General features: G+C 63.0%; 10 protein-coding genes and 2 riboswitches. Of the genes, 4 read left to right on the top strand and 6 right to left on the bottom strand.

The features are described from left to right. Nucleotides 1-86 precede the first annotated feature (86 nt). From PSH96_RS12415 to cobW, 4 genes are read right to left on the bottom strand one after another with little or no spacing between them, the layout of a single operon-like run. Nucleotides 87-689 carry a VWA domain-containing protein gene (locus tag PSH96_RS12415; RefSeq protein ID WP_305460054.1) on the bottom strand — a complete coding sequence of 201 codons (603 nt, stop codon included), beginning with the start codon at nt 687-689 and terminating at the stop codon, nt 87-89. 53 nt (nt 690-742) lie between these two features. Next, on the bottom strand, nt 743-1,741 hold the full coding sequence (locus tag PSH96_RS12410; protein ID WP_305459498.1) for an ATP-binding protein: 999 nt from the start codon (nt 1,739-1,741) through the stop codon (nt 743-745). Nucleotides 1,742-1,786: 45 nt separating this feature from the next. Further along, complete coding sequence (cobN, locus tag PSH96_RS12405) at nt 1,787-5,548, bottom strand: cobaltochelatase subunit CobN (protein ID WP_305459497.1); 3,762 nt, start codon at nt 5,546-5,548, stop codon at nt 1,787-1,789. A gap of 3 nt (nt 5,549-5,551) precedes the next feature. Further along, entirely contained in the window at nt 5,552-6,619 is a 1,068-nt protein-coding gene (gene cobW, locus PSH96_RS12400; RefSeq protein WP_244972707.1) for a cobalamin biosynthesis protein CobW, read from the bottom strand. A 91-nt stretch (nt 6,620-6,710) separates the two neighbouring features. Further along, nucleotides 6,711-6,911, bottom strand: a riboswitch (cobalamin riboswitch). 42 nt (nt 6,912-6,953) lie between these two features. Then, nucleotides 6,954-7,172: riboswitch (cobalamin riboswitch) on the top strand. 96 nt (nt 7,173-7,268) lie between these two features. Here cobW and PSH96_RS12395 point away from each other — a divergent pair. From PSH96_RS12395 to cobM, 4 genes are all read left to right on the top strand, one after another. Beyond that, on the top strand, nt 7,269-7,457 hold the full coding sequence (locus PSH96_RS12395) for a CbtB-domain containing protein (protein ID WP_056859468.1): 189 nt from the start codon (nt 7,269-7,271) through the stop codon (nt 7,455-7,457). An 11-nt stretch (nt 7,458-7,468) separates the two neighbouring features. Continuing rightward, nucleotides 7,469-8,170: a CbtA family protein gene (locus PSH96_RS12390; RefSeq protein ID WP_065911425.1), complete on the top strand. Its 702-nt coding sequence runs from the start codon at nt 7,469-7,471 to the stop codon at nt 8,168-8,170. Beyond that, on the top strand, nt 8,167-8,559 hold the full coding sequence (locus PSH96_RS12385; RefSeq protein ID WP_305459496.1) for a cobalamin biosynthesis protein: 393 nt from the start codon (nt 8,167-8,169) through the stop codon (nt 8,557-8,559). The genes PSH96_RS12390 and PSH96_RS12385 overlap by 4 nt, the downstream gene beginning before the upstream one ends. Nucleotides 8,560-8,628: 69 nt before the next feature. Continuing rightward, a complete protein-coding gene (cobM, locus tag PSH96_RS12380) occupies nt 8,629-9,375 on the top strand; it encodes a precorrin-4 C(11)-methyltransferase (RefSeq protein ID WP_305459495.1) in 747 nt (248 codons plus the stop codon). Between the two features lie 211 nt (nt 9,376-9,586). On the opposite strand, the gene nfuA is transcribed toward cobM, so the two are convergent. Both nfuA and PSH96_RS12370 read right to left on the bottom strand, forming a co-directional pair. Next, complete coding sequence (gene nfuA, locus PSH96_RS12375; RefSeq protein ID WP_017136914.1) at nt 9,587-10,171, bottom strand: Fe-S biogenesis protein NfuA; 585 nt, start codon at nt 10,169-10,171, stop codon at nt 9,587-9,589. A 94-nt stretch (nt 10,172-10,265) separates the two neighbouring features. After that, complete coding sequence (locus PSH96_RS12370; RefSeq protein ID WP_305459494.1) at nt 10,266-12,557, bottom strand: fatty acid cis/trans isomerase; 2,292 nt, start codon at nt 12,555-12,557, stop codon at nt 10,266-10,268. Between the last annotated feature and the right edge of the window lie 55 nt (nt 12,558-12,612).

The following is a 12,612-nucleotide window of genomic DNA, read 5'->3' as shown; positions in this document are numbered from 1 at the left end:
TTGAAAAATTAAGGGATTTGGCAGGCAGGGGGTGACATGGGAAGCGGGGACAAGCGGGAATCAGGCAAGGTTCAGTTTTATTAAGCCTACAGGCTATCGATAGGCCGATAATCCAGTTGCAGCTCAAGCGCCAGCTGCTTCGCGCGGCCCAGCCTGATCGGGCCGCGCTCGATATCCACCAGCAATCCAGGGCAATCGAGCACAGGCAACCCAGCGATATCCTTGAGCCGCCCATCGGTGATCACCAGCAGCCGTTGCTGCTCGGCCGGGTAACGCTGGCGGCGTGCGTGCAGCCATTGGCCGGCTTCGGACAACGCCGCCAGCAACGGTGTGCCGCCACCGGCACCCAACTGTGCCAACCAGCCGCTCAAGCTTTGGGCGGCCTTGAGCCCCTGCACCTGCCACTTGGGCGATTGCCCGCTGGCGGTCAATAACGCCAGGCGCGCCCGCTGCCGGTAGGCGTCATCAAACAGTTGGGCGAGCAAGCCTTTGGCGTCACTCAGCGCGCCATGGCGGCGGGTGGACGCCGAGGCATCGACAATCACCAGCCACAGCTCATGGGCCGCGCGGCTGCGCAGGTGATAGAGCAGATCCTCACGCGATTGCGGGCGACCACCGAGCAAAGTGCCCGGCCAATTGATCGCGCCACGCTGGGCGCTGCGCGCCTTGCCGTGCCTGCCGTGTTCCAGTCGTCCTGCCTTGGGCCGGGCATCCGCCCCCGCGTCAGGTCGAGGGCGAATGCCTAGGGCTTTTTTGGCCAGGCGGGTACTTCGCGGCGGGCGCCCGTGGGCAATGCGGGCGCGGGCATATCGCCCCACTGGCCCTGGCCGGGTGACGGGTCAGACGGTTTTGCTGCCGGGCCTTGATCGGGCGGGCTTGGCGGCGGGGTTTGCGCTTGGCGGCGATGGCGCAAGGCAAATTCGGCCACGGCTTCGATGTCTTCTTCGCCGATGGCGCCGGCACCACGCCAGGCCGCATGGGCGCGGGCGCCGCGCAACCAGACGAGGTCAGCGCGCAAGCCATCGACACCGGCGGCAAAACAACGCTCGGTGATCTGCGCCAAGGCCTGGTCATCCAGTTCGATGCTGTCAAGCCGCGCCCGCGCCTGGGTGCAGCGTTCGCGCAAGGCGGCTTGCTGCTCGGCCCACTGCGTGCAGAACGCGGCGGGGTCGCTGTCGAAATCCAGGCGGCGCCGGATGATTTGCCCACGCTCGCTGGGCAAGGTCTGCCCGCTCAGCGCCACATTGAAGCCGAAGCGGTCGAGCAGTTGCGGGCGCAACTCACCCTCCTCCGGGTTCATGGTGCCGATCAGCACAAAACGCGCCGAATGGCGATGGGAGATACCGTCGCGCTCGATCAGGTTGGTGCCGCTGGCGGCCACATCCAGCAGCAGGTCCACGAGGTGGTCGGGGAGCAAGTTGACTTCATCGACGTACAGCACGCCACCATCGGCCTTGGCCAATACACCGGGAGAAAACTGCGCCCGGCCCTCGCCCAGCGCGGCGTCCAGGTCCAGGGTGCCGACCAGGCGCTCTTCGGTGGCGCCCAGCGGCAAGGTGACGAATTGACCACTGGCGAGCAGGTCCGCCAGGCCACGCGCCAGGGTCGACTTGGCCATGCCGCGTGGGCCTTCGATCAGCACGCCGCCGATTTTCGGGTCGATGGCGGTCAGGCACAGCGCCAGTTTCAGCTCATCGGCGCCGACCACGGCGGACAGCGGGAAGTGGGGGATATCGGTCATACCTGCTCTCTTTAAATTCTGCTATTTCTTGTGGCGAGCGATCGGTCAGCTGTCTTCTTCTATGTCCAGCAACAGGTTTTCCAACGCCTCGCGGTACGCGCCCGGCTCCTGCCACATACCGCGCTGCTGGGCTTCGAGCATGCGCTCGGTCATGTCGCGCAGTGCCGCCGGGTTGTGCTGCTGCACAAAGGCGCGGGTGTCGACGTCGAGCAGGTAAGCGTCGGCAAGCAAGGCGTATTGGTGATCGTCGATCAGCGCAGTGGTGGCGTCGAATGCGAACAAATTGTCTACCGTGGCCGCCATCTCGAATGCGCCTTTATAACCGTGGCGTTTCACTCCGTCGATCCACTTGGGGTTGGCGGCACGGGAGCGGATCACCCGGTTGAGCTCTTCCTTCAAGGTGCGGATCTTCGGCAAGTCCGGCTGGCTGTGGTCGCCATGGTAGCTGGCGGCCTTGTCGCCACTCAGGGTTTCCACGGCGGCGAGCATGCCACCCTGGAATTGGTAGTAATCGTTGGAATCGAGCAGGTCGTGTTCGCGGTTGTCCTGGTTGTGCAAAACCGCCTGTACCTGGCTCAAGCGCTGGGCGAATTGTTCGCGGGCAGCGGTGCCTTCATCGGCCCCACCATAGGCGTAGCCGCCCCAGTTCAGGTAGACCTCGGCCAAGTCTTCGCGGCTTTGCCACAGGCGACCGTCAATCGCGCCCTGCACGCCCGCGCCATAGGCACCGGGTTTGGCGCCAAAGATGCGCCAGCCCGCCTGCTTCGCAGCCGCCGCTTCGTCCAGGCCCGACTTGAGCAACGCTTCACGCTCACTGCGCACCTTGGCCGCCAGCGGGTTCATGTCGTCCGGCTCATCCAGCGCCGCCACCGCCTGCACCGCTGCGTCGAACAGGCGGATCAGGTTGGCAAAGGCATCGCGGAAGAACCCGGACACGCGCAACGTCACATCCACCCGTGGGCGATCCAACAGGCTGATCGGCAGGATTTCAAAGTCATCCACACGCTGGCTGCCCGTGGCCCATACCGGGCGCACGCCCATCAGCGCCATGGCCTGGGCGATATCGTCGCCGCCGGTGCGCATGGTGGCGGTGCCCCAGACAGAGAGACCGAGCTGGCGCAAATGGTCGCCATGGTCTTGCAAGTGCCGCTCAAGGATCAGGTTGGCGGATTGAAAACCGATGCGCCAGGCCGTGGTGGTGGGCAGGTTGCGCACATCAACGCTGAAGAAATTACGCCCGGTGGGCAGCACGTCGAGGCGCCCGCGACTTGGCGCGCCGCTGGGGCCAGCGGGTACGAAACGACCACTGAGCGCATCCAGCAAGCCGCGCATTTCGGCAGGGCCGCAGGCGTCCAGGCGCGGCGCGACAACAATGCGCAGGCTCTCGATGACTGACTTGACGTCCTCCCAGCCGGGCTCTTCAAGCTGTTCCAGCGGCCCTTCCAGTGCTTGCTCGATCAGCCGCGCGGCAAACAGCTCCAGACGTTCACGGGTGTCACCGGCGGTGCGCCACAGCTGCGCGTCGATCTTCTGCAACACCTCGGGACGACGCCCGGTCCAGGGCTCGGACAGGGCACAATCGAGTGGGTCGAAACCCAGGTCGAAGGCTTTGGCCAACACCCGCAGCAGGCTCGATTGGGGGCCACGCCCATCGCCACGGGGAATACGCAACAAGGCCAGCAAGGTGTCGATGCGCAGGCGGCCTTCGGGCGACTCGCCAAAGATATGCAGGCCGTCGCGGATCTGCGACTCCTTCAAGTCGCACAGGTAGGTGTCCAGGCGCGGCAGCCAGACTGCCGCGTCGGCGTCGTTGTCCAGCTCAAGTTCCTGGTCGATACGGGTTTCGCGCACCAGCTTGAGAATGTCTTTTTGCAGCTCGAGGGCGCGGCGTGGGTCGAGCAACTGCGCTTCGTAATATTCGTCTGCCAACAGCTCCAGGTTACGCAGCGGGCCGTAGGTTTCGGCGCGAGTCAGCGGCGGCATCAAGTGGTCGATGATCACCGCCTGGGTGCGGCGCTTGGCCTGGGCGCCCTCGCCTGGGTCATTGACAATAAACGGGTAGATATTCGGCAATGGCCCGAGCAGCGCATCCGGCCAGCAATGTTGCGACAGCCCGACACCCTTGCCCGGCAGCCATTCAAGGTTGCCGTGCTTGCCCACATGGATCACGGCATGGGCGCCGTAGGTGTGGCGCAACCAGAAGTAGAACGCCAGGTAGCCATGGGGCGGCACCAGGTCGGGGTCGTGGTACACCGCGCTGTGGTCCACCTGATAACCGCGTGCCGGCTGAATGCCGACAAAGGTCAGGCCCAGGCGCAGTCCGGCGATCATCATGCGCCCGTCGCGGCACATCGGGTCGGTGTGCGGCGCGCCCCAGCGTTCCAGCACCGCCTGGCGATTGGCTTCGGGCAAGCGCTGGAACATCGCCTCGTAGTCGTCCAGGCCCAGGCTTTGATGGCACGGGCGCAGGTCGAGGCTGTCGAGGTCGTTGGTGACGCCGCCAAGCAGTTCATGGATCAAGGCAGTGCCGCTGGCGGGCAACTCACTGGGCACCGGGTAACCTTCGGCTTGCAGCGCACGCAGGATATTCAGTGCCGCCGCTGGCGTATCCAGACCGACGCCATTGCCGATGCGGCCGTCGCGGGTCGGGTAATTGGCCAGGATCAGCGCGATGCGTTTATCGGCATTCGGCACTCGCGCCAGTTCGACCCAGCGCCGCGCCAGTTCAGCGACAAAATCCATGCGCTCCGGCGCTGCGCGGTAGCACACCACGTCGGATTGGCTGCGCTCGCTGCGCCAGGCTAAATCTTTAAAGCTGATGGGCCGGCTGATAATGCGCCCGTCCAGCTCCGGCAAGGCGATGTGCATGGCCAGGTCACGCGGGCCAAGGCCTTGTTCACTGGCCTCCCAGCCGGGCTGATTGTCCTGGGCGCAGATCGCCTGGATCACCGGGATGTTGCGGCGAAACGGGCGCAGGTGCGGGGCTTCCGGGCTGGATTGGGCAAAGCCGGTGGTGTTTAAAATCATCGCCGCCTGCACTTCATCCAGCAGGTCCTCGACCACCGTCAGGCAGCCGGGCTCTTTTAAACTGGCCACCGCCATCGGCAACGGGTTAAGACCCGCCGCCTGCAAGCGTTGGCAGAACACGTCGATAAAACCGGTATTGGCCGCCTGCAAGTGCGAGCGGTAGAACAACACCGCCGCCACCGGCCAGTCGGTGTGCCAATCGGCCTGCCAGTCGTTCAGCCGTGGGTGGGGTTTATGCGGGTGATAAATCGCCGTGCGCGCCAGGGTTTGCGGCTCGGCCCAGGCGTAGTCGCGGCCCAAGTGGCTGCTGGCCAGGCAACGATAAAAATCCAGCGCATTGCCCAAACCGCCCTGGCGCAGGAAGTGCCAGAGGCGGTCGCGCTCAGCCATGCCAACGGTGCTTAAGCCGCTGAGTTCCGGGTCGGGGCGATCATCGCCCGGCACCAGAATCAACTGCACGCCGCGCTCGGCCAACTCCACCAGACGCTCAATGCCGTAACGCCAATAACCGATGCCGCCGTGCAGCGAAATCAGGATGACCTTGGCATGGCGCAGCACCTCGTCGACGTAGAGGTCGACCGAGGCGTGGTTTTGCACCTGCATGGGGTTGGCCAGGCGAAAGCTGGGGTAGTCGTCGGGCAACTGCTGGCCGGCCTCGGCCAACAGTGCCAGGCTGGAATCACCGCTGCACAGGATCACCAGCTCGGCGGGGGTTTGGCCCAAGTCGGCAATATTGTCGTCCGAAACGAAACCACCCGGCTGAGTCCTGAGCAGGTGCATGGGTTAAACGCTGAGCGCTGCGCGCAATTGCGCTTCGAGGCCCGCCGCGTCCAGCGCCTGGCCGATCAGCACCAGGCGTGTGATGCGTGCTTCGTCGGCGCCCCAGGCGCGGTCGAAATGCTTGTCGAAGCGCGTGCCCACACCCTGGATCAGCAGGCGCATCGGCTTGTTCGGGATCGCCGCAAAGCCTTTGACGCGCAGGATGCCGTGCTGCACCACCAACTGGGTCAGGGCGTCGAGCAGCAGCGCTTCGTCGGCTTGCGGCAGGTCGATGGAGATGGAGTCGAACGCATCGTGGTCGTGGTCGTGATCGTCTTCACCGTCGTGGTGATGATCGTGGTGGCTGTGGCGGCCGTCGATGTGTTCTTCGGAACCGGCGCCCAGGCCGATCAGCACGTCCAACGGCAAGCGACCGCTGCTGGCTTCGATGATCTTCACGGCCGGTGGCAGTTCCTCGGCGACTTCCAGGCGCACGCGGGCCAGGTCTTCGGCGCTGATCAGGTCGGATTTGTTGAGGATCACCAGGTCGGCGCTGGCCAGTTGGTCGGCGAACAGCTCGTGCAGCGGCGATTCGTGGTCCAGGTTCGGGTCGAGTTTGCGCTGAGCGTCAACCTGGTCCGGGAAAGCGGCGAAGGTGCCGGCGGCCACGGCCGGGCTGTCGACCACGGTGATTACTGCGTCAACCGTGCAGGCGCTGCGGATTTCCGGCCACTGGAAGGCTTGCACCAGCGGTTTTGGCAGGGCCAGGCCCGAGGTTTCGATAAGGATATGGTCGAGGTCGCCGCGACGAGCCACCAGCTCGCGCATCACCGGGAAGAATTCTTCCTGCACGGTGCAGCACAGGCAGCCGTTGGCCAGTTCGTAAACGCGGCCGTTGGCCTCTTCTTCGGTGCAACCGATGGAGCACTGCTTGAGGATTTCACCGTCGATGCCCAGCTCGCCGAACTCGTTGACGATCACCGCAATGCGACGGCCTTGGGCGTTGTCGAGCATATGGCGCAGCAAGGTGGTTTTACCCGAGCCGAGGAAGCCGGTAACGATGGTGACGGGAAGTTTGGCCAGTGTTTTCATCGGATGCCCTTTGGGGCGGGCATACGGGACGATAGGCCCTGCGACGGCGCGCAGCAGCGGATTTCGTCACCGGATCACCCCGCCCGGTTAAGTAGAAAATCAGTTACGAGGCAGGTCTCCTGGCTTGGGGCTTGCGAGTCGGGTGACTCGCGCTGGCTGCGCCTTCCCGCCGTTATGGCAGTGGCGTGGCAGTCAGCTGAACCCTTCACAGTTGCGGGGGCAGCCGCGGCTTGGACCGCGTTCCCTTCTTAGCTTCGGCGTGGGCCGAAGAACCTCGAAGGTGCAAGGCTACAGGGGCTCGCGCCATTTGACTACCGTCGCCCGCCCATGCTTTCCTACACATCTTGTTTCGGGTGCCCTTCACAGGGTGAAACGGGAAACCGGTGAGTCATCGCGTGATGACGAGTCCGGTGCTGCCCCCGCAACGGTAAGCGAGCGAAGTGTCAAATCCACTGTGCCTGTGCATGGGAAGGAGACACTTGATACGGCCCAGCTCTTTTCCCAAGAGCGCCCCTCGCAAGCCCGGAGACCGGCCCGAAAAAATCAGATAACAAACCCGCGGTGGGCGGGCGCTGTTCAGAACCCTGCGTGCCTGCCTCGCGGGGTTTTCATGCGCCTGCGTCACCCTGAACCCCTGAAGGGACGCGCCATGTCGATCATCAGCAGCACTTCGCACACCGCCAGCAGCACCGCCACCTTGAGCCAACGCCTGGGCGCCGCCATCGGCGCGTCGATCCTCGGCGCATGCCTGGTGTACTTCGCCGGTTTCTCGCATATCGAAGCGGTGCACAACGCCGCCCACGATACCCGCCACAGCGCCGCGTTCCCGTGCCACTGAGACCTGCCGACATGATCAAGCGTATTGCGCAAACCGCAGGTTTCACCGGCCTGCTGGCCGCCCTGTTGCTGACCCTGCTGCAAAGTTTCTGGGTCGCCCCGCTGATTTTGCAGGCGGAAACCTTTGAAAAGGCCCCGGTTGCCGAAGTCGCGCACGAACACGCCGCCGGGGCCGCAGCCCACACCCACGACGCCGAAGCCTGGGAGCCGGAAAATGGCTGGCAGCGTGTGCTGTCGACCACCGGTGGCAACCTGGTGGTAGCGGTGGGTTTCGCGCTGATGCTCGCCGGTCTCTACACCTTGCGCGCGCCGACCCGCACGGCTCAAGGGTTGCTCTGGGGCTTGGCCGGTTACGCGACGTTTGTACTGGCGCCGACCCTGGGGCTGCCGCCGGAGTTGCCGGGCACGGCTGCCGCCGACCTGGCGCAACGGCAGATCTGGTGGATCGGCACCGCGGCCTCTACCGCTGCGGGTATCGCACTGCTGGTGTTTGGTCGTAGCTGGCTGCTCAAGGTGCTGGGCGTGGCGATCCTGGCCGTGCCCCACGTGATCGGCGCACCACAACCGCAAGTGCATTCGATGCTGGCACCCGAAGCCCTGGAAGCGCAGTTCAAGATCGCCTCGCAATTGACCAACGTCGCCTTCTGGCTGGCCTTGGGCTGGATCAGCGCGTGGCTGTTTCGCCGCAACCGCGACGGCCAATATTCGGCATGACGCTGGTGGTCGGCCTGGGTTGCCAGCGTGGTTGTGATGTTCACACCCTGCTTGGCCTGCTTGACGCAGCCCTCGCCGACGGCGGCATTGATCGCCAACGCATCACCGCGTTGGCGAGCATTGATCACAAACAGGCTGAACCCGGCCTGCTGGCCCTGGCCCGGTTGCTGGAACTGCCCTTGCAGTGTTTCAGTGCAGAACAATTGGCGGGTTATGAAGACCGCTTGAGCCACAAGTCAGCCGTCGCATTTGCGCATACCGGTTGCTACGGCATCGCCGAAAGCGCGGCCCTGGCCCTGGCTGAACAGCTGTCCCAACGCCCTGCCCGCCTGTTGATCACGCGCAAAAAAACCGCCCAGGCGACGTTTGCATTGGCGTGCGCCGACTAAAATCCCGATAATTGCGCTCCTCGATCATGAGCAACTTTCATGCTCGCCCGTTTTTCAACAGGAACTCCCATGACCGTCTACTTTATCGGCGCAGGCCCCGGCGACCCGGAATTGATCACCGTCAAGGGCCAGCGGCTGATCCGCAGTTGCCCGGTGATCATCTACGCCGGCTCCCTGGTGCCGGCGGCGGTATTGCAAGGTCATCAGGCCGAACAGGTGGTCAACAGCGCCCAATTGCACCTGGAGCAGATCATTGAGCTGATCAAGACAGCCCACGCCAACGGCCAGGATGTGGCGCGCGTACACTCCGGCGACCCAAGCCTGTATGGCGCGATTGGCGAGCAGATCCGTTATTTGCGTGAGTTGGGCATCCCCTTCCAGATCATCCCTGGGGTGACGGCGGTGTCGGCGTGCGCAGCGTTGCTGGAAACAGAGCTGACGTTGCCGGACATCGCCCAGAGTGTGATCCTGACCCGTTATGCCGATAAAACCAGCATGCCGGCCGGTGAGGCGTTCGACAGCTTGGCGCAACACGGCACAACGATGGCGATTCACCTGGGGGTCAACCATCTGGAGAAGATCGTCGCCGAACTGCTGCCGCACTACGGCGCGGACTGCCCGATTGCCGTGGTGCACCGCGCCACATGGCCGGATCAGGATTGGGTGGTGGGCACGTTGGCGGATATTGCCGCGAAGGTAGCGGCCAAAGGGTTTCGGCGCACGGCGTTGATTGTGGTGGGCCGGGTGTTGGCCAATGATGGTTTCAGCGAGTCTTCGCTGTATCGGGCGGGGCATGCTCACCTATATCGCCCCTGAATTCACAGAACCAAAATGTGGGAGCTGGCTTGCCTGCGATAGCGGTGTGTCAGCTACCGGACTTGTTGACTCATAGGCCGGCATCGCAGGCAAGCCAGCTCCCACAGTTGATCTGTTTTGTTAAGTAGATTGCGTAATACATTGAATTTTAAGCATAAAAAAAACGGCGCTCACGGGGCGCCGTTTTTTTTATTCGCAGTGAACACCTTACTCAGTAGTAGGCGTTTTCTTTCTGCGTGTGGTCGGTCACGTCACGTACGCCCTTGAGCTCCGGGATACGTTCGAGCAAGGTGCGCTCGATGCCTTCACGCAAGGTCACGTCCGCCTGGCCGCAGCCTTGGCAGCCGCCGCCGAACTTGAGCACGGCAATACCGTCTTCGACCACATCGATCAAGCTGACCTGACCGCCGTGGCTGGCAAGCCCCGGGTTGATCTCGGTTTGCAGGTAGTAGTTGATGCGCTCGTTGACCGGGCTGTCGGCGTTGACGTTCGGCACCTTGGCGTTGGGCGCCTTGATGGTCAACTGGCCGCCCATGCGATCGGTGGCGTAGTCGACCACGGCGTCGTCGAGGAAGGCTTCACTGAAGTTGTCGATGTACGCGGTGAAGCTTTTAAGCCCCAGGGCGGTGTCTTCAGGTTTTTCTTCCCCAGGCTTGCAGTAGGCGATGCAAGTCTCGGCGTACTGGGTGCCGGGTTGGGTAATAAAGACGCGGATGCCAATGCCTGGGGTGTTCTGCTTGGACAGCAGGTCAGCCAGGTAATCGTGGGCGGCGTCGGTAATGGTTATGGCAGTCATGGAAACTCCTCACAGGCTTGCCGGCAGTTTACGCCAAAATATTACGCAGGTACAAAGTCCGAGTAATTTTGTCGGAAAAGACCAATCCACCTCATCAAAGGTTTTCATAGCGATTCATATCCAGCACACCCTCTTCCACCGGCGTCGTCTCGCGAATGTACTGCGACAGGTCGTGAAAGTAGTGCCAGAACAGCGGATGACTGCGCCGCACACCCCACCGATCAACAATCTTCTCGAACCGCTTGGCGTCCTTGGCGTTTTCCATGGCCGCCACAAACGCCGGCACTTCCTGCGCAGGGATGTTGAAGATGAAGTTCGGATAGCTGCTAAGCACACCCGGATAGATCGTCACCGTATCCAACCCCGGCTGATAGCGATAAGCCTCGCCCAGCAGGAACGCCACATTGCTGTGCGCGCGGTTACGCAGCAGGCTGTAAACCACGCGCTTGCCGCTGGCGGTCTCGATACGCAGCATGGTTGCCTCAGGCAACTGATCAATCACTTTGAGCCCCGCCGCCGGGCGCGATGTCAGCCGGCTCAACGCCTGCTCCGCGTCCTGCAACGCCGGGACGATACCATCGCGCGAGCAGTAAGCGCCCGTGCAGCGGTTGATCGGATCCGGGCTGGCATTCAAATCGCCGTAACGCGTCAGTAACTGGTTGGCAAAGTCACGTTTCGGGTCTTTTTCATCCAGATGCAAGCCGCTTGGCTTGTCGTCGTCAATCGCCTCGTAGTCCAGCCACAGCTTGAGCTTGCCGCTGTTCTGGTACCAATCATCCATAAAGTCATCGCGGGTATCGGCCGGCATCAGGCGCAGGAAGTTCTGCTCGGCGCCGTTGCGGATCAGGTCGAAATACAGCCGGGTCTGGGCCTGGTGCGACACATTGCCGAACACATCGAAATTCACCGCCAACTGGTAATAGGTGCGCTCCAGCAGCGGATAGTCGAACAACCACATCGTCTGCGGTACATCGCCAATCAAGCCTTTGGTCACCGCAGCACTGTCGAAATGCCGGAAAATCGTCAGCAAGGCATTGTCATTCCCCGCCCACAAGGTCGACCAGCTCGGCGGCGGCACGTCCGCGTAGCTGTCTCGGCGCAAGGCTTCGTACTGGTTGCGCTTGTCGCGATAGGCCAGCCACAGGCTCAGCACGCTGCCCACGTCATCGTTCTGCCCCGGCATCGCCAGCAGCGGCGTGGCTTGGCCGCGATAACGTGCATCGGTGATGTACAGATCATGGTCCGGGTCCTGGAACAGGGTCCAGAAGTTGTCGCGGATCACGTCCGTGGCGATCTGCCCACGGCAGACCGGCCCGCGTATAAAGGTGCGCACAAAATACTCGGCGTTATCGAGCATGAACTGGTAGCGCGCCTTGGCCGGGATGGCTTCGAAGGTCTCGAACGGGTTGGCACGACGACCAGGGCCATAGCCCGGCAAGGCACTCACCTGCCAGTCGCCGGAATAGAACAGGTCTTTGATACGCAGCAACTTCGCCGCGCTGAACGGGTAAGTGATGTGGGTTTTATGCACGATCACGCCCTGCACCGGCCACAGCCGGTAATACACCTGGGTGCCGGGATCATCATTGGGGCGACGGGTGGCGATCAGGTCGATGGGCTGGCCACTTGGCGTGCGCGAACGCACCCACTGGAAGAAATGCCCCGGCTCGCCGTTTTCAAAGTAGATATGCGCCAGGTACAAATGCTCGTACAACCAGCGCGCCACCAGGCTTTCACGGGCGCCGGGCTGGTTGAACAGGTTTTCCCACTGCTGTACTTGCAAGGCCTCCCTGGCACTTGGCGCCAGGCCTTGTTCATCAATCGGCGCACCGGAGGCGAGCCAGCGCTGCAAGGTTTGGTATTGCTGGTCGGTCAGGCCGGTGACCGCCAAGGGCATGCCTTCCTTGGGATGGCTGCCGGCGTAGGCATTGAACTCGCCGGGCATGGCGCACATGTTTTGGCGGTTGAGGCCCAACACAATCTCATCGGGCAACTTGGCATTGGGTTGCAGCGGCGCGTTTTGCCCCAGCTCCAGCATGCGCGCCATCAACGCGGCCTGGCTGCCTTGGGCGTCGAGTACCGAATAGAAGCCTTTTTGTTGCCAGGCCTGTTTGCCGAATGCGTCGTAGAACAAACGCGTGGTCGGTGTGGCCTGGCTGCGCTCGCCGTCATACACCGGGGTTTTGCTCGCGCCACGGGCCGCACCCTCGGCGCTGCCCAGGTTCAATTGGCACGCGGAGTCGTAGCAGGCATGGCAGGCCACGCACTTTTCGGTGAAGATCGGTTGAATGTCGCGGGTATAGGAAATCGCCGGGGCGGGTCCGTTGGCCTGTGCAACGCAGGCGACCAGTGCCAGGACGGCGCTGGTGAGTAGACGAAGTGACATGTATCCGGTCCCGATTCAATGCGTGCGCTAATAAGTGCCGGCGAGTCTACCGGGC

Source organism: Pseudomonas sp. FP2338, assembly GCF_030687515.1.
GTDB classification, from domain to species: Bacteria; Pseudomonadota; Gammaproteobacteria; order Pseudomonadales; family Pseudomonadaceae; genus Aquipseudomonas; species Aquipseudomonas salomonii.
The sequence above is the reverse complement of the archived record's forward strand: the minus strand, read 5'-3'. Positions and strand labels throughout refer to the sequence as shown.